The following is an 18,256-nucleotide window of genomic DNA, read 5'->3' as shown; positions in this document are numbered from 1 at the left end:
ATTTTCATATTTTACTATATGTTTCATAAAAACGAATTGCAAGCATTGTTTCAAAGGAGCTAATTTCGCTCAACTGTGCAATATTGGTATAATATAACTGATAGACAATACTATTTACATACTGCGGAATAGAAGATGCTTGTAAAGTCCCTCTATTGTGCAGCATTGATTGGAGACTACCTATGAACAAAATTCATTTTGCCATAATCGGCGGCGGCTGGCGCAGCGAATATTATCTTAAAATTGCTAAACAGCTGCCGCATCTATTTAACATCGTCACAGTGTATATTCGAAATCCAGAAAAGGCGAAAGCTTTTCAAGAAAAATGGAATGTGCCTGTGACTAGTTCCTTAGATGAGGTAATTGCAAACAAGCAGCTGCAATTTATTGTAATGTCAATTTCTAAAAGTAATGCCGCTGCTGAGCTATTAAAGTTAAGCAAAAGTAATATTCCCCTATTAGCCGAAACACCGCCAGCAGTTACGCTTGATGAGGTAAAGACGCTCTACCGTAATCGTCAGCAAATGAATCATATTGCAATTGCTGAGCAGTATACTTACCAGCCACTTCACGCTGCGCGTTTACAGCTTATTCAAAATGGCCGAATTGGAGACGTAAATCACGCACAGGTTTCAGTAGCTCATGGCTATCATGGAATTAGCCTTATTCGCTCATGGCTTGGTGTTCGACAAGAAAAATGCACGATCACTGCAATTAAAACAAGTGATCCAGTCGTTGAAGGTCCGACAAGATATACTCAGCCTACAGAGCATCGCCTAATTTATCCCGAGCAGACGCTTGCGATCTTTCAGTTTGCTAGTGGAAAAACAGCACTGTTTGATTTTTGCAGAGAGCAGTATTTTTCACCAATTCGCTCTCCTCGAGTGCTAATTCGCGGAACAAAAGGGGAAATCGTCGCAGAACGAGTGAACTGGACTGCAACGCCAAATCAATATGCGAGCTGTGAGTTAACTCCGAAAATTTCTGGGCTGCGTGGTGAGTTACATCCGCTTTCACTTGAAGGGGTTCAATTTCAAGGAGATTGGATATATCGAAATCCATTTTTCCCTGCTTCCTTATCCGAGGAGGAAATTGCAATTGCTCAAACATTAATCAATATGCGTACATTTGTTGAGGAAAAGAAAACGTTCTATTCTTTAGAGGACGCATTATTTGATACTTATTTAGCGATTAAAATGGAGCAAGCGCTTGAGCAACAGCAAAGCGTTGTCGCTGATTTTTTAGCAGAGATGAACGATTAATAACTGCTGCTGAAAGCGTCGTGACAGAAGCGATTTACAATAAATAAGGGCGGATCCAAAGTCCGCCCTAATAACTGTTGTTGCTTTTTATAGATGCAGCATTGCTCCCAAATGATTGCAGTCTAGCGCAAGTACCTCAGCAAGCTGTGCTTTTCCTTCTTCTACTTTCCCTAATCCTAATAAACCTAGCCCTCTCATAAATTTGCAATGGATAACATTTCGCTTATTTAAGTCATCATCAAAAACAAGAAAGTCTGGCAATGAAACTGCAAAGTAATCAATTTTCACATTGTCAAATAAATGCTTTTCACCATAGGAGATTAGCTTATTAAAGCGACGTTTCGCTTCATGCTCATTTCCAAGCTTCAGCCATGCAAGTCCTTGATAGTAAATCATCTCCGGCGGTTGGTCGTTATAGAACATTGCACTTGCTGGTTCTTCTAAGCCAATTGACGCTTTTCTAAAGGCTTGAATTGCCTCCTCGGTTTTTCCCTGCTGCTCTAACGATAAACCGAGATAGTAGTAAATATTATTTTCCTGTGCCCCGGCAAGTTTAGCTTCGCTTAAATTTTCAGGATTTAATAGTGCTGTTCTAAAGTCTTGCTCTGCATCAGCATATTGTCCAGCAGCAAGCCGCTCACGTCCAAGCTCAACTAAGGCAGTAATATATTGTGCGAGTGTTTTACCTTCGCCGCCTTCCCATGGATGAAACTTTCTCGCTTGCAATAAAGCTAACGCCTCCGCATGACGCTTCAACAGATTATGCAGCGTGACATATTCAATGTACAGATCATCCCGTTGCTCGATGAGCGGTCTAGATCCATTTAGAAATGCCAGTCTTGTTTCAGGCGGAACTTGCAGCTTTTTATATAGCTGGTCTAGCTCATACAACACTCGTGCATCGGCTTTATTATTTGCAAATGCCTTTTCCAATGCCGCTTTAGCCTTATCTGGCTGCCCTAGCTTATTGTAATAAGCTAAGGCAAGGTTACGATAAACGGTAGGGAAGTTGTCGTCCAGCTGAGCACTTCTCTCCCAGACCGCAATCGCATCAGTATGGCGCTTCTTATCATAATACCAGTTACCAAGATAGTAAGCTGCTTTTGCGGCTTTTGCTGAATGCTGTAGCACATCTTCCAATACAAGCAATTCAAAGCTGCTATTAGGGAAGCAATAGTTTGAACTAGCGTCTTCCCCAAGCCCAATAAATCCATCTACCTTATCCTTCTCACCTAATTTTCCATATAAGTAAGCTAAGCTATAATAGACCATTGGATAAATGCCCTTGTCTTGCAGCTCCTTACGATATGCCTCTAGCAAAATAACCGCTTCCTTATATAAGCCGCTTGCAGCATAATCTGCTGCTAATAGCATGTAATTGTGAGGATCACGGCGCATTAGCGTGAACAATATCTGCAGCGCTTGATCTGCAGCTTTAACATTTCCTTGCTCTAGCTGCACTAAATATGCTTCAAAATGTGCCGCAAAATCCAGTTTATCCAGCTTAATTGTCGACTCAATCTCAGTCCTTGCCTTATTAAACTTTTCTTGTCTCCGATAGATCGCAGTTAATAGCGCACGGGCTTTATAGTTGCGAGTATTGCGAGTTAAACTGCGCTCTACTAGCTCTAGCGCTTCTTCGAGATTACCTTGTTCAGCAGCGATTTGCGCTAAGCTGAAATAGCCGCTATCTTGCCAAGCTGCCGACCAAACAGATTTATAAAATGCGGCAAAAGCTTGCTCTAAACGTCCTTGATATTTTAACGCTAAACCTAATTGATAATAAGCCTCGCTATCATATGGATTTGGATTTTTCCAAGTTAACGATTTTACAGCAGTGTGGAAATGCTCCTCTGCCTTTGAAAATAATCCTCGTCGCATCAGCAGCTTGCCGTAAGCAACATTGATGCGAATATCAGATGGATCACGCTTCAGGCCTTCAAAATAATATGCTTCCGGCTCAAACGTTGCATGGCGATATTGCTCAAGATGCAACCCCGCTAAATACAATTGCTCATTTGTTTGCAGTTTTTCAGGCTCTGGCAACGCCTCTGCAGGATCAGGAATATGTTCAATTTCTCGCTTTAACGGTTTATAGTCAATCAATAATTTGCCATTGGCATCAGCTACACGTACATATAACTCATGCTCCTGCTCCCCGCCCGTAATCTCTATTTCTTTCGCAAAAGTAGATATAGGAGATAGGTTTACCGTTTCGCTAAAATAAACATGCTCTAGTCCATATAGCTCAATCACTGCATGTTCAAAAATAGAGGTTGCATACACTTCAACAAGCGCTTTACCTTTTTCAAGTTGCAAATTTACCGCTGCATCAGCACTTGCATTTTTAACTATACTTACCTTTTTATAAGGCATAAAATATTGTTTAAAACTCTTCTCTTCATATGGCTGAAGCCAAGTAAAGTCAGGCTGATTATCTGTATACACGCCTGTCATCAGCTCAATATATGGCCCATCCTCATCAGTTAAATTGCGATCCCATGCTTGACCAAACTCCCCATTTCCCCAAGTCCATTGCTTTTTCCCAGGTGAAATATGATGGTTTGCCACATGAAGCAGCCCTGCCTGCTTTTGGTGATCATAGCCGCCTACAAAATTAAAGTCAGACTTATACGCCATGTAGGATGTTGGCACAGGGATGTTTTTATAGCGTGAAATATCTACACCTGCTGAATAGTCCATTTTATAATAAGTTCCTGTTGCAATTGGAAAACTCGATACATCACGCTTACCATGGTCAAATACAGCGTAGACATCTGGCGGAAAGATCGATTGAGTATGGTCATTGACTGAAACAGCAGGGTTAGCCCACCAAAGAAACGTTTGCGGCTGATCGGTACGGTTATATAGCTGGGCATGAATTTCGAGATATGCTTTGTCTGGATAAAGAGTAAAGCCGCAAGTTACTTTCGTGCCATACAAGCGATCCACTTCCCCAACCCAAGCTGTAACTGATCCGTCCTCGTGTTCTTCAAGCCGATATTCCACAGGACCAAATGTATTGGGACGATGATGCTGCGGCCAGTTAAACTCGATTCCTCCAGAAATCCATGGTCCAGCAAGTCCGACAAGGGCTGGTTTAATGACTCGATTATAGTAAACAAAGTCATAGTTATTAGTTTTATCAAGGGCGCGATAAATGCGACCGCCTAGCTCTGGCATAATTTCAATATGCAAATATTGGTTTTCTAAAATAATGATGTTATAGCTTTTTAACTTTTTCTCATCCTCAATTTTATCAATGACTGGATAAGGATACACTTTGCCAGAGCTGCCTTGATAGACGCGTTTTTCAAGAAACATTGGATTTTTATCGGGCTCACCAACACCATAGGTCGGAATTTTCACTTCTTGCTCCCATATTTTCGCCTTCATCATACTCGCTCCTATTCAAACATTTCATTTTACACCAATGTTACTTGATGAAGGCGATTGCAACCATTGCTAATGTTCTGAAAAACATGGACTATATTCGTATTGTTTTTATTGTCTCCTTTCTGCCTCATTTGGTATAGTAAAGCTACCAGTCAGCTAGTTAACTCTATTAGAAATGTATTTGAGTTATCCAAACTATTGCACAGTTAGGAGGGAATAGCGATGAGTACGAAACGTAAAGCAGAAGGGTTTGAACAGCAAAAGATGATTGTTCTAACACAAGACCATATTAAATTTATGAACCAGCACAACTTGCTAAAAGATCTGTATGTAACTGATCTAGGTTATTTCCCGAAAGCCCGCTACCATTATCGTGAACGACCACAAGGTACGGATGGCTATATTATCATTTATTGTGCGGATGGAAAAGGTAAGTTAACGATAAATAAGCAGGAAAAATACAATATTAAAAGCAATGATTTAATAATCATCCCTTCAGGAACGGCGCACCAATATGAGGCGAATGAGATACACCCATGGAGCATTTACTGGTTTCATATAGCGGGGAGCAGAGTTGCTGAATTATTTCAAACAAGCGAACTTATTCAGTACGTGCAGCCGATTCAGGCTAGTGATGCAGAAACATTCATTCGCTTATTTCATACCTGCTATGATCTTCTATCTAGTCGGATAAATGTGCAAGGATTAATCCATGCTGCTCATACGCTCCGCTTTTTAATTAGTCAAATTGGCTTATCGCAAAAAAAGATAAAGGATGAAAAAAGCGAAGCCTATTTAGATAAAGCGATTCTTTTTATGCAGCAACGAATTGAGGAGCAGCTAAGCTTAAGTGAGCTGGCTAACCATATTGGTGTTTCTCGGCAGCATCTAAACTATATTTTTCGCAAATCCTCTGGTACAACTCCAATTTATTTCTTTCTTAGCTTAAAAATGCAACGTGCCTGTCAAATGCTAGATGCAACAAACTTCTCAGTCAAAGAAGTAAGCAATTCACTTGGAATTGATGACCCGTTTTACTTCTCACGCTTGTTCAAAAAAATTATTGGCATGTCGCCTAAAGCGTATCGGAATCAGTTAAGAGGGTAAATTGTATCGTCTTTTAAACCCAAAATAAACCCCGAAGCTGCTGAATCTAATATCATTAGCATCGGGGTTAAAAGATTCTGTTCCGTTTTTAAAACTCATACTTGATTAATACAATTTGTTTAGAAGCATATCAATCACTTCGAACAGCTTTGCTCTAGTGACAGGCTGTGTATAATCTATCACTTCATCCTCTGCCTCTGGCAGTAAGCCTGCTTTTATGACTGCGGCAATCGCAGGTTTTGCCCATTGATTAGCTTGAAGTGAAGCAGCCAAATCATTGTCATCTAGCGGTAACTGTAATATACGGGCAACCATTAAGCATAGCGCTTCATAGCTCATTCGCTCATTAGGAGCAAAGGATTGCTCAGTAAAACCTAATAAAATTCCGCTTGAGGTTAAACGATCAATATATGGCTTAGCCCAATGATTGTTTGGCAAATCGTTAAAGCTTTTTGCAGCTTCAATATGTTGCTGCCAGTTAGAGCCGGTCATTAAATCAAGCAGCATGGCTGTTAGCTTACTAACCTCAGCTCGTGTTGCATACTTCTGCAATTTGACCGCACCATTTTGATCTCCTTCGATCAGACCAGCCGCTACTAATCTGCGCAATGCATCACTTTGCTCACTTTCGTCTGTAAATGAGCGAGTAACTGCTGCAATAACGTATTGTCCTCCTGTCTCAAGTTCAACTATTCCATTTTCATTTTGGTTTGTACGAACAGCTTTTACATACGTTAGGCTACCGTCCTCTTCTACTTTATAAACAGCAACACTTGAAGCTGGAACACTAGCGTTTGATGTCAGCTTGCTAATCGATTCTGAAGAAATTCCAATTGGCAGCATTACTAGTCTTCTAGCTTCATTTGCCGGGAATGTAAGTTGCCATTGTAACGGTCTATCTAGACTTGTTACGGCGCTTCCTTTAAATTTAAATTGCTTTTCCTTTTGCTCAGGTCTGGTAATCATCAAATTGCCGTTAGTGATCGTTTCTTGCTGGATAAGCTCAGCTACATTAATGTTAAAGGTCAATCCTCCCCAATTAATAACCAGCTCTGCATTCTGATGTCCGCTTAAATCAGCAAGCGGAATGCTTAGCTCCTTCATTTGCTCAGAAACAGTTACTGTAAATACCGTTTTGCCATCTTCTTCCGTTTTTGTTATTGTAGGTGTCGCACTAGGTGTCGGCTCAGCAGATGGACTCGGTGTTGATGGTTTAGAAGACGGTTTTGGTGATGAACTTGGCAACGGACTAGAAGTTGGCACTGGATCCGCTGTTGGACTTGGCGTCGGCTCTGGGTCAGCCGTTGGATTTGGCGTCGGCACTGGATCCGCTGTTGGATTTGGCGTCGGCTCTGGATCCGCTGTTGGATTTGGCGTCGGCTCTGGGTCAGCCGTTGGACTTGACGTCGGCTCTGGATCCGCTGTTGGACTTGGCATCGGCTCAACTAAGTCGCCGATACGAATAAGCTCCCAATCATCAAAATCGCCATAATCATTTAACGCATTATTGACGATAACTCCTATTTCTAACTGACCACCTGTCACGACAATATCGCTAACGACGATTTGCTTCCATTTATCCCAGCCAGTGATCTCTAAAGGTGCAGAATAAGTCTTTTCGTCTGCAGCAGCATAAAGCACACTCGTATCGGCGATCGTTTCCTCATCTATGCCAATTCGTGTTTGCACAGATAACTCATAAATTCCGTCTGGCAAATCTGTAATTACTTGCTTAGCCGTAACTGTAGCTTGATTCCAAAAATGAATCGCATACTGCCCCGCATAAGCAGCCTCAGAGCTTCTTGCAGCATTTACCAATTGCCATGCGCTCATATTCGAATCTTCAATGCTTGGGTTAACCACATAATTTTTAGGACGTACGGTTACCGTTGCTTTAATCATTTCATCATTTGCCAACGTACCTGTTAAAACATATTGACCTGGCGTATTATGATCATAATTTTGTGGCGACCAGCTTAGCACATTTACATCGCGATAGGTGTCATCACTAAACAATGCGCGAACCTGCAATGGCAGCTCAACATATATCCCTTGGCTAGTCGTTAGCTCAATATCATTCACCTCTGTAATCATTGGCGGAACGTATTCGTCACTTGCTGCTCTAACTGCTTTAAATACAGATAATGACGGCAATGCTTCACCGAAATAGTTGAACAAAGCTTGATTTGCCCATCCACTTCCTCCATCAGCAGAAATCTCCTCTTTTTGATAAGCGGAAGCATAGGTAGTTCCCCAACCTGTATCTGTTCCCATTAACCAAGCAGGCTCCCAATAAAAGATTCCGATCCCTTTATTGTTTGGAACAGCAGCTACTGCGGCGATTACATCACGAATTGCATTTGCTTGCCCTTGTGGAGACGCTAAATAATTGGATGCCTCTTGCTGTGCTTGACCGAATATATGAGCTGTTGGTCCATTGTAGATTGGTGACTCTAATGTATAGGCATAGGAAGTTTCTACAATAGCAATCTCTTTATTAAACTCCTCAGCCAAGCTATCCATTACCTCTTGCAAATTATTTATTGTTCCGTGCCAAAATGGATAGTACGATAAACCGATAACGTCGTAATCAAGATCGGTAAACGTACTGTAGAAGCTTCTTACTCGTGAAAGTCCATCTCCTGGATTCGCTCGATGAAGAACTATATCAATATGCTCTCCTCCTACTGCCTCTTCAAAATCACGTACTGCCTTGATTCCTTGCTCAAGGTATGGCTTTGCTTTTTCTGGAGAATTACCATACGGCCAAAGCATTCCGCCATTTATTTCATTGCCGATTTGAATCATATCGGGATAAACGCTTTCATCATAAAGTGCTTGTAATGTGTTATAGGTGTATTGATACACCTCTTGTTCAAGCTCATCCGCAGTCTGCTGCTCTGTGTCTTTAACCCATGATTTTGGCAAAGATTGTCTGCCAGGGTCTGTCCAAAAATCACTGTAGTGCAAATCGACCAGCAGTTTCAAATCGGCCTCCTTTACTTGTGATGCCATGCGAATGAGGGCAGCGGTATCAACATTCCCGCCACCGTATGGATTGCCTTGCTCATCGGCTGGATTAACCCATGCACGTAAACGAATCCAATTAACGCCATTTTCTTTAAGCAGCTCTAATAAAGGCTTTTCTTCGCCTAAATGATTATAAAATTTGCGATCAATTGCCGATAATGCATCAAGCATAGAAATATCGGCGCCCATCATAAACTCTGCGCGTTGATTACCTTCTAGCTCGTCGATCGGTTTAACTTGTATTTCTCCATAATTGCTTTGCAAAGATGTGGAGACAAAAATTGCAGTATTTGAGTAAGCGATAACCTCTCCGTGCTCTCTAATCGAAGCCGTAATGGTTGCCTCACCATCACTAATCGCTTCAATTAATCCAGTTTCATTGACTACGGCAACCTCTGTATTATTTGAAGAAAAGTTAACTTCTTGCTCCGGCTGCAAAGGAACATGTAGCTGAACTGTGCGTCCAGGTCGCAATATAGCAGAATTAGGTTTAACCATTCCCGTTGTTAATGAGCTCCCTTCAATAAACTGTAAATTACGAATATAGCCATAATGGTCAGAGCTGCTTTCTATTTTTATACCTAGCAACACTGTTCCATCACTACCTACCTCAATACCCGCTAATGATATAATAGCTGGCATCTCCCACTGACTTCCTGTGTAATCAAGCGGAAGATAATAAGTCCCCTTGCTTGTCGTCGCATAAGCATAGGCGTTTCCTCCAGTGGTACTATCATTGCTAAATAGCTCAAGCGATAGCTTATAACTGCCCTCTGTTAATCCATTCATTTCATGCTGCAATTCGAAATTCATCTCATCTGCACTCCAATACTCAAAGCGAGCAGGGTTTGATTGATCACCAAAAGTTTCAGGTTTCTCACCTAGCACCGTCCAAGTTGCAGCTTCTCCATTGAGCGTCAACGCCTGAGATGTGAATGTATCTGCCTCTTCCGCTTTTACTTCTGGTCGAACGGACTGCACAAAAGAAAAAACTAAGGTGAATGAAAGCAGCAAGCTTATCCATTTACGTTTGCTCATTGTTATAACCTCCTTTAATGTCACTAAGTCCATATTTCATGTCCATTTAGCTTCAACACATCCTCCTGATTATGAAAATCAAGCTTTTTAAACTACCTCTGCATTATTCTTTAACTGATCCAAGTACCAGCCCCTTCACAAAGTACTTTTGCAGGAATGGATAAATAATAATGACAGGCAACGCCCCTAAAAAGATTTGTGAAGCACGTACTGTTTTTTGTGACAGTAAATCCATCTCAATTGGATTGAAGCTCATTGAGCTCATATCACGCTGCACAATAACCGTTTGCAAAAAGGTAGCTAACGGATAATCGCTCTTATTGTTTAAATAAAGCAAACCATCAAACCAAGAGTTCCAATGAGTTACAATACTAAACAAACCAAGAGTCGCCAGTGCTGGAAGAGACACAGGTAAATAGATGCTAAATAATGTTCTAAAATGTCCCGCGCCATCAATAAGTGCCGCTTCTTCTAAATCTTTAGGTACACCTCTAAAAAAGTTCAATAGCAGAATAGTTAGCCAGACATTCACTGCCCCTGGAATTACTAGCACCCAAAACGTATCAACCAGCTTAAGCTTTTGGATGACAACATAAAATGGAACAAGTCCACCGTTGAAAATCATCGTAAACACAAATATCCATGCATAAATATCTCTAGCCTTAAATGTATGGTTCTCCTTAGATAGTGGATAGGCCGCTAAGCAGGCAAGCGCAATTGTTAAGATAGTTCCGATTACAGTTCGCTTAATTGAGACCCAGATCGATCCTAAAAAAATAGGGTTATTTAATGTTTTTTCATAGGCAATCGTCGTAAAACTAACGGGCCACAAGTTTACAAGATTACCATCTGCCGCATACTTGGCGCTAAAAGAAACGACCAATATGTGCCACACCGGCAATACACAGCAAACTGCGATAAGTAAAAGCAGAATTGTATTGAATACATTAAAAATGCGATACGGTAATGTTTTCCGGTACATCTCTTTCACCTTCCTTTAGCTAAAAAATACGATAGTTAGCCAGCTTATAAGCTAGACGATAGGAAATTACAATTAACACCATTGAAACTGCCGATTTGAATAATCCGACTGCTGTTGCTAGACCAAATTTACCTTCTAAAATTGCTGTGCGATAAACGAACGTATCAATGATGTCGCCTTTTTCATAAACAAGCGGATTGTATAGATTAAAGATTTGGTCAAAGCCGGCATTTAATATATTTCCTAATGAGAGTGTGCCAACTACTACTGCCATTGGAAGAAGCGAAGGAATTGTAATATATAGCGTCTGCTTCCAGCGAGAAGCACCGTCAACCTCAGCGGCTTCATATAGTGCTGGATTAATATTGGCTAGCGCGGCAATAAATACAATTGTGCCATAGCCAAATTCCTTCCACACTTCAGTTACAACAACCGTGAAGCGAAACCATCCGCCTTGAGATAAGAAAGGGATAGGATCAATATGAAAAACATTGGTTAAAAAGCGGTTTACAAGTCCACCATCTGTTGATAGGATGTCTACTAAAATCCCGCCAAGAATAACCCAAGATAAAAAATGCGGTAAATAGACGAGTGTTTGAACTGTGCGGCTAACATAAGCTTTGCGTATTTCATTAAGCAATAGAGCAAAAACAAAAGGAACGATTAAGTTAAATACTATTTTTAATCCAGCAATAATAAAGGTGTTCCAAATCACTTGGACACTGTCCTCACGGGCAAACAACGTTTTGAAGTTATCCCAGCCAATCCATTGTGAACCAGAAATACCTAGCCACGGCTTAAAATCTTGAAAGGAAATAATGACTCCAAACATCGGTACATAGTTAAACACAATTAGAAAAAGTAATGATGGTAAGATCATGACATGAAAGGGCCAATTCTTTATCCGCTTCATACAATTCCCTCCTAAAACCTGTTTGTACCTCAATTATAATTAGCACGGTTGCTCTGCTAACAGCCAAGTAAAGCAACATTCATGGCACGATTGCAACATCTTTTAAGGATTAAAAAAGCTCGCTCATTGCTAATTGACAGCATTGAACGAGCCTATTCACATATAAGATTACAAATGATATGATGAGCGCAATGCACACTTAATGAATGCCATCATTTTTTAACATTGTTATACCATTCGTTTACTTCGGCAGTCATTTGATCGCCGCCTCCAGCCTTCCACTCAGCAACAAAATTATCGAATGCGCTAGAATCTTTGTTGCCATAAATAATTTCATTAAATGTAGTTAGCTCGATTTTTTTCAAATAATCATTTTTGCTGTTCATCGTTTCAGTTGGCGGTCCAGTAAACATGTTTTTATAGGAAATATCCTCTTGCTGTAGCAAAATAACTGCTGCTGCAGGAGTTTCAACACCGTATGAAGACTTCACTTCTTTTTCTAGTCGTGTTTCAGGCTCTTTTCCATCTGCAAGATTCATTAATGCTTTCATCTGCGCATCAGGAATACGAGCACCGTCGCGGACAAGCAAATAACGTACTGAGTTTACATAGCCGCCTGGAATTTCATCCCAACGCAGCAATGTGCCATCCGCTGCAATATCGTAATCGTAGTTTTTAAACAATCCGTTTTCAAATACGCTGCCTGGTTTGGGATCTGCATAATTTTCAAATAAATAGTTTTGATAAGTGAAAAATGCTTCTGGATGCTCCATCTTCGTGCTAATCAATGTTACGCCATTAGTATAATGGGTGCCATGACGCATGGCTGTGCCATCTTCTCCAGTAGGAATTGGATACGGTTTCCAAACTGCATTTGGATCATTTTTAACTGTATCAGACAATGGCCAGCCGCTCATCCAATAAGGACCAGGAATAATCCCTGCTGTACCTGCAACTGCAGGTGCCGCTGTTTGGTTTTCATCCCAAAGAGCAACCTCTTTCGGAATATAACCTTTGCTGTGCCACTCATGCAGAAGCTCAAGTCCTTGCTTCATGCCTGGATGAATTGAGCCGTATTGTAAACTGCCATCCTCAGCAATATTCCATTGCTCAGGCAATGTACCAAATGCCCCGAATATCCAAGAAGGATCGCCCATCCATGTACTAAATTTAGTTTTAGTGCCGATTGTAAGAGGAGTCACCTCTTCTGGTTTTAGCCCGCTAGGGTTATTATTTTTGAATTGCTCCATTACATTTTCGAGCTCAGCAATTGTTTTTGGCGCTTCCAAACCAAGCGCATCCAACCAATCCTGACGAATCCATAATAAATAGTCATGGTTATAGGCATAGTCTAGGACTGGAATTCCCATTCGTTCACCATTTCGTATATAGGGATTCCAAACATTTTCATCTAGTGCCATCGCGTTTTTCCAAGTCTCGTTGGCATATAGATCAAATAATGTTCCTACTTCACGGAAAAGCCCCGAATCAATTAGCTCATGGGCAAGCTGAGCATCCCCGATTGTTACGACATCAGGAATTTCACTGCCTGAGTTAAGTGACAAGCGCATTTTTGTTTGAAAGGCATTGTTAGAATCTGTCACTGACCACAACGTTTTAATTTCAATGCCAAAAGTGTCTAATGCCCATTTAGTTGCAACATTGTTTTCAATCGTTTCACCGTTTTTAAATTTTAATTCAGGGTCAATCCCCCATACTGTTGTAATCGTAACTGGCGGGTCATATTTATCTCGGTATGGAGACTCCGACGAACCATCATTGCTTGATTGGTTCCCATCTGTTGTTGTCGCAGGCTGCGTTGTATTGCTAGCTTGTGTTCCGCTATTACCACTATTGCTGCCGCTGCATGCTGCCAATGTCGTAAATAACATTATTGCAGCAAGTGACAATATTGCTTTTTTCATATTAGCTCCCCCTTGCCATTAGTAAATTACAATTAAATTATAAAATGGGGATAACCACCAGCCTATGACACTGTAGAAACATTTCTGCACCTTTTCTAATCTATTACTGATCGCGGTATTCATTTGGCGTGCAGCCATAATATTTGCGAAAAATTTTGCTAAAATACTGTGGATTTTGATAACCAAGCTCGGTTGTAATTTCATAGATTTTTTTATTCGTATGCTTCAGCATATAGACTGCCTTTTCCATACGCATGCGAATAATATAATCCCCCAAACTTTCACCAGTCTCATGCTTATAAAGTTTTGAAAGATAGACAGGGTGTAAATACACTTTATCAGCAATCGTCTTAACCGATGTTTCCATCCCTAAATCTTTATTAATAAGCTCTTGAACTTGTTTAATAATATGTTTTTTATGATACGTATCACTTTCATCGTACTGCATTGATAATAAGTCTAGCATTTCATTGGACCAGTCCTGCAAACTTTTGACATCAAGCAGCATCGAACGGTTTAATAGTAAATTAACTCCATTCTCATCAATGCTGGACAAGTCTATTCCCATTTTATTAGCTACATAAATTAAAGCATTGGATATTGCGATAAACGCTTCATATAATCGTTCCCTTGTAAGCTTTTGCTGCTCGCTAGCTGTAAAAAATGCAGCTAATTTCTCCTTAGCCATTTGCCATTGTCCAGCTTCTAGCAAATTAATTAAGGATGGCGGTTTATATAGCTCTTCTAACGCAGCGTAGCTGTCAACATTCGGCTTTATGTCAAGCTCATCTAGCATAATCACTACTGTTTCATTTATTTGTAAACGATATAAAGTTGTTACTGCTTCACGGTAATATTTGTGACAGCTATCTGGAAATGAAAACCACTGAGAAGCAACAATAGAAATCTCTCCATTTAAGAAGCTCGACACCTGCTTTTGCAGCAATAAGCATAAACCTTTAATATGCGTCTTGTTAAATAATGTGGAATCACTGTCATTTGGCAATGATACAAAAATTGCCACATAATCATGTGGCGAGCTGCTATGCCAAACAGTATACGGCTCTGCAAATATTTCCTCGGCAATATTCCCAATCCCATATTTAATTAACTCACTTGACTTCTGATCCATCCCAATAAATCTGCCTGCAAGCTGAATCGTTAGCAGTATGCACTGATGTTGAAGCTCAATTCCGATTTCATATTGCTGCAATAGCTTTGCTAAATGGGCAGACGCTCGCTGTCTGCCTAGCAACAATTGATGCATAAGCTCTTTTCGCAGCACATGAAAATCTGTTTTTCGTGCGTAAATTTGCTGCAGTTGCTCCTGCTCAAATTGCTGCTCCTGTTCCAGCTGCTTAACTTGAGAAGAAATTGTTGAGATAAATGCGTCGTCATCAACAGGCTTTAATAAGTAATCTGATGCGCGCAGTTTTATCGCTTGCTTTGCATATTCAAAATCTGAATAGCCAGTTAAAAGCACCGTTTTTAGCTTAGGAAATTTTGCCTTAGCTTGCTCAATTAACTGCAAACCAGTTTGTTCAGGCATTTTAATGTCTGTCACTAAAATATGCACAGCCTTTTCTTGCATAATTTCCATTGCTTGAGCAGCAGATGAAGCCTGATACACCTGATCAATGCCAAGCTTCTGCCATGGAATCGTTAATGCTAAGCTCTCTGTTACATAGGTCTCATCGTCAACGAGTAATATATCAACCATCACTAGCCCCTCCTTTGTTTAACGATAAACAAAAGTACTTCTACACTGTTGCACTTTGTAATTGCGGATGATTGTTTACAGCATCCTTTGTAGCAATCCAGCTAATGCTAACGCTTAAGCCGCCAAGCTTCGAATGCTGCAAAATAATACCTGCTTGTTCTCCATAACGTAATGTAAGCCGCTGATGCACATTCCAAAGCCCACAGCCCATATCCTCTTGCATAGGAAACGTTAATCTTTTGCTTAACTTTACAATTTCATCCTCGCTCATTCCTGATCCGTCATCTTCAACCGTAACCGTATATTTGTTACCCGCTTGTTCTGCATGGATCACAATTTTGCCTGCACTGCTCGATCGTTCGATGCCATGCAGTACAGCATTTTCTACAAGTGGTTGCAGGGAAAGCGGCGGAATCATTTCGGTAAGCATCTCCTCTGGAATTTTAATTTCATACGTTAACCGATTCATCCGCATTACACTAATATCTAAATAATGCTGAATAAATTTCAATTCTTCTTGAAGCGTTACTAGCTCTTTTTCCTGTCTGGTTGTATAACGATAATAATGCGATAGATTTTGCGACATTGCGATAACGGCTTCGTAATTTTTAAGCTTTGCCATACTGGAAATATATGAGAAACAGTTATAAAAAAAATGAGGATTAATTTGCGATTGTAATTGCTTTAGCTTCGCTTCACGAATATGCAACTGCTCCAAATAAGATCGCTGAAACAGCTCTTGAATTTGCGATACCATTGAATTAAAGCGATTAAATAAAAATGTAAACTCAGTGTTCCCCTTCGGTTTCAGACGTACGGCATAGTCCTCATTTTTCACACGCTGAAAGCTGGTAACTAGCTGTTTGATTGGAACTTGAACCTGAGCATAAAGCAAATAAACAACAACAACTGCCATAACCAGCAAGGTGGCAACCGAACAATAAAATAATTGATTGCTTTTCGTAATCGGCAACATCATTTCAGAAATAGGCAAATAGTCGATTAATACCCAGCCTGTTGTTGTCGAGCGCTCCATATTAACGAGATATGACTCTCCTTCCAATTGAACGGTTACGGCTTGCGACGTTTTCATAGCATCGAGAGACAAATGTTCCGTTATTCGCTGCACTAGCTCAATATCTGTATGGCTATTGTAGATAAACTCTCCGTGATTAACGTAATAAAAGGGATTGCTTTGCCCTTTGCCGCGATAAGAATCGAGCAATTGCTCAATATTACGGCTATTAAACTGCACCTCTATAATTAAATTAGCTTTCTCAGGAGATTTTGAGCTAGTAAACGGAGACACTGTAAATAAGGAAAACAAATGCTCTCGTCTTTGCTCATTTCCATCAAAGCTCTCCATCTGCCAGCCTGCTACCGATATTGACGATAAACGTTCCTTATTTAACGGTTCTACCTTACTTGAAGTAATAACTCTCCCAAGCGATGGTGAATAAATCGTAAGCTGACTAAGCCAATTCACCGAATTCTCTTGAATGCTTAATTTTTTTTGAATCCGTTTAACCAATTCAATAGTTTCTAAATCTAAATAGTCACTATTATTTCGGGGAATATCTTTTAATGTAGAAATATCAGGATCATAGATTAATAAATTGGGCCATTGACTAATGGAATGGATAGTCGTGTCAAGCTGCTGCTGAAAAAAGCTTAGCTGATCACGGCTTTTATTTTTTAACTCTTCGCGTAACACATTAGAGCCTGTTTGATTGGAGTAGAAGTAGAGAACGATAATAGGAATTAATAATACAACTAATATTAAAAGCATCTTTCTAAATAGGTTAAATTTAGGCATAACTCCACCTCGCTCTAGCTGATCAGCTGTATCTTTTCAATATAGCTTCAATATAAGATTCATACAACAGACGATTTTATAACATTTATGATGTTTTTATAAACGATCAAAAAAAGCAAAAAAACAATTTACTTTTTTTTCAAAAAGTGATATCATATTTATATCAAAATAAAATCAAAATGATAAAGGGTGTGGACGGTATGGAAACAAAAAAAGCTTGGTACATCAATGGATTTTTCGCATTATTGCTAGGAGTCATCTTATTAGCTGGGGCAGTAGTTTTAATGGTTCTAGGAATTGAACCAGAGGATCCTGCGTATATTGTGCCTGCCGTTATTGTTTTTTTCGTATCGCTAATTATCTTTAGCTCATTAACAATCGTTCAACCGAATGAAGCTAAAGTAATTATGTTTTTTGGTCGCTATATCGGAAGTTTAACTAAAGATGGTTTATGGATGGTTATCCCGCTTACTACAAAGAAAAAAGTAACGCTTCGTGTAACTAACTTTAATAGCCAAACGCTAAAAGTAAATGACGCTGAAGGTAATCCGATTGAGATTGGTGCAGTTGTTGTATATAAAGTGATTGATTCTGCAAAAGCTTGCTTTGATGTTGATGATTATGAAAGCTTCGTTGAAATTCAGAGCGAAACAGCAATTCGTCATATTGCAGCGCAATATCCTTACGACAGCTTTACAGATGAACAAACGCTTACGCTGCGTGGTAACGCTGATGAGGTTGCGGAAAAGCTGCAGCTTGAATTGCAGGAACGTCTTGCAGTTGCAGGGGTAGAAATCGTTGAAACACGCCTTACTCATTTGGCATATGCGCCTGAAATTGCTGGTGCAATGCTGCAACGTCAACAAGCATCTGCGATTGTTTCTGCAAGAAAGCAAATCGTTGATGGAGCTGTTGGCATGGTTGAAACAGCGTTAAAACAGTTAGAAGCAAAAGGTATCCAATTGGATGATGAACGTCGTGCAGCGATGGTAAATAATTTAATGGTAGCGATTGTTTCTGATCGCTCTGCGACTCCTGTTATTAATGCAGGAACACTCTATAATTAA

The 18,256-nt window shown here is 40.2% G+C and carries 11 protein-coding genes; 3 read left to right on the top strand and 8 right to left on the bottom strand.

Going from position 1 to position 18,256, the window contains the following annotated elements; all coding sequences use genetic code 11:
- Positions 1-4 precede the first annotated feature (4 nt).
- Entirely contained in the window at positions 5-166 is a 162-nt protein-coding gene (locus AC2TDL_RS15000) for a hypothetical protein (protein WP_484696880.1), read from the bottom strand.
- Between the two features lie 16 nt (positions 167-182).
- Between AC2TDL_RS15000 and AC2TDL_RS14995 the strand changes: the two genes are divergently transcribed.
- Positions 183-1,262: a Gfo/Idh/MocA family protein gene (locus AC2TDL_RS14995; protein WP_484696879.1), complete on the top strand. Its 1,080-nt coding sequence runs from the start codon at positions 183-185 to the stop codon at positions 1,260-1,262.
- An 87-nt stretch (positions 1,263-1,349) separates the two neighbouring features.
- On the opposite strand, the gene AC2TDL_RS14990 is transcribed toward AC2TDL_RS14995, so the two are convergent.
- Positions 1,350-4,661, bottom strand: a complete 3,312-nt coding sequence (locus AC2TDL_RS14990; protein WP_484696878.1) for a DUF5107 domain-containing protein — start codon at positions 4,659-4,661, stop codon at positions 1,350-1,352.
- 219 nt (positions 4,662-4,880) lie between these two features.
- Here AC2TDL_RS14990 and AC2TDL_RS14985 point away from each other — a divergent pair, with 219 nt between their 5' ends.
- Positions 4,881-5,765: an AraC family transcriptional regulator gene (locus AC2TDL_RS14985; RefSeq protein ID WP_484696877.1), complete on the top strand. Its 885-nt coding sequence runs from the start codon at positions 4,881-4,883 to the stop codon at positions 5,763-5,765.
- Positions 5,766-5,870: 105 nt separating this feature from the next.
- Here AC2TDL_RS14985 and AC2TDL_RS14980 read toward each other — a convergent pair whose 3' ends face one another.
- The 6 genes from AC2TDL_RS14980 to AC2TDL_RS14955 form a co-directional block, all read right to left on the bottom strand.
- Positions 5,871-9,833: a glycosyl hydrolase 53 family protein gene (locus tag AC2TDL_RS14980; protein ID WP_484696876.1), complete on the bottom strand. Its 3,963-nt coding sequence runs from the start codon at positions 9,831-9,833 to the stop codon at positions 5,871-5,873.
- A 103-nt stretch (positions 9,834-9,936) separates the two neighbouring features.
- Entirely contained in the window at positions 9,937-10,815 is an 879-nt protein-coding gene (locus AC2TDL_RS14975) for a carbohydrate ABC transporter permease (RefSeq protein ID WP_484696875.1), read from the bottom strand.
- Between the two features lie 19 nt (positions 10,816-10,834).
- Positions 10,835-11,728, bottom strand: a complete 894-nt coding sequence (locus AC2TDL_RS14970; RefSeq protein WP_484696874.1) for an ABC transporter permease — start codon at positions 11,726-11,728, stop codon at positions 10,835-10,837.
- Between the two features lie 212 nt (positions 11,729-11,940).
- Positions 11,941-13,653, bottom strand: coding sequence for a type 2 periplasmic-binding domain-containing protein (locus AC2TDL_RS14965; protein ID WP_484696873.1), 1,713 nt, complete (start codon positions 13,651-13,653; stop codon positions 11,941-11,943).
- A gap of 103 nt (positions 13,654-13,756) precedes the next feature.
- Complete coding sequence (locus tag AC2TDL_RS14960) at positions 13,757-15,373, bottom strand: response regulator (RefSeq protein WP_484696872.1); 1,617 nt, start codon at positions 15,371-15,373, stop codon at positions 13,757-13,759.
- A 40-nt stretch (positions 15,374-15,413) separates the two neighbouring features.
- The gene (locus tag AC2TDL_RS14955; protein ID WP_484696871.1) at positions 15,414-17,189 is read right to left on the bottom strand and encodes a sensor histidine kinase; all 1,776 of its coding nucleotides are present in this window, start codon (positions 17,187-17,189) and stop codon (positions 15,414-15,416) included.
- A gap of 200 nt (positions 17,190-17,389) precedes the next feature.
- On the opposite strand from AC2TDL_RS14955, the gene AC2TDL_RS14950 reads away from it, so the two are divergent.
- Positions 17,390-18,256: an SPFH domain-containing protein gene (locus AC2TDL_RS14950; RefSeq protein ID WP_484696870.1), complete on the top strand. Its 867-nt coding sequence runs from the start codon at positions 17,390-17,392 to the stop codon at positions 18,254-18,256.

The sequence above is a fragment of the Paenibacillus sp. plas6 genome, assembly GCF_057221655.1.
This window is presented reverse-complemented; position numbering and strand designations above follow the sequence as displayed.

What these genes read in the sequence shown, in the direction of transcription:
- AC2TDL_RS14965 (WP_484696873.1), bottom strand. Translation starts at nt 13,653, where the DNA reads ATGAAAAAAGCAATATTGTCACTTGCTGCAATAATGTTATTTACGACA.
- AC2TDL_RS14960 (WP_484696872.1), bottom strand. Translation starts at nt 15,373, where the DNA reads ATGGTTGATATATTACTCGTTGACGATGAGACCTATGTAACAGAGAGC.
- AC2TDL_RS14970 (WP_484696874.1), bottom strand. Translation starts at nt 11,728, where the DNA reads ATGAAGCGGATAAAGAATTGGCCCTTTCATGTCATGATCTTACCATCA.
- AC2TDL_RS14975 (WP_484696875.1), bottom strand. Translation starts at nt 10,815, where the DNA reads ATGTACCGGAAAACATTACCGTATCGCATTTTTAATGTATTCAATACA.
- AC2TDL_RS14950 (WP_484696870.1), top strand. Translation starts at nt 17,390, where the DNA reads ATGGAAACAAAAAAAGCTTGGTACATCAATGGATTTTTCGCATTATTG.
- AC2TDL_RS14955 (WP_484696871.1), bottom strand. Translation starts at nt 17,189, where the DNA reads ATGCCTAAATTTAACCTATTTAGAAAGATGCTTTTAATATTAGTTGTA.
- AC2TDL_RS14985 (WP_484696877.1), top strand. Translation starts at nt 4,881, where the DNA reads ATGAGTACGAAACGTAAAGCAGAAGGGTTTGAACAGCAAAAGATGATT.
- AC2TDL_RS14995 (WP_484696879.1), top strand. Translation starts at nt 183, where the DNA reads ATGAACAAAATTCATTTTGCCATAATCGGCGGCGGCTGGCGCAGCGAA.
- AC2TDL_RS14990 (WP_484696878.1), bottom strand. Translation starts at nt 4,661, where the DNA reads ATGATGAAGGCGAAAATATGGGAGCAAGAAGTGAAAATTCCGACCTAT.
- AC2TDL_RS15000 (WP_484696880.1), bottom strand. Translation starts at nt 166, where the DNA reads ATGCTGCACAATAGAGGGACTTTACAAGCATCTTCTATTCCGCAGTAT.
- AC2TDL_RS14980 (WP_484696876.1), bottom strand. Translation starts at nt 9,833, where the DNA reads ATGAGCAAACGTAAATGGATAAGCTTGCTGCTTTCATTCACCTTAGTT.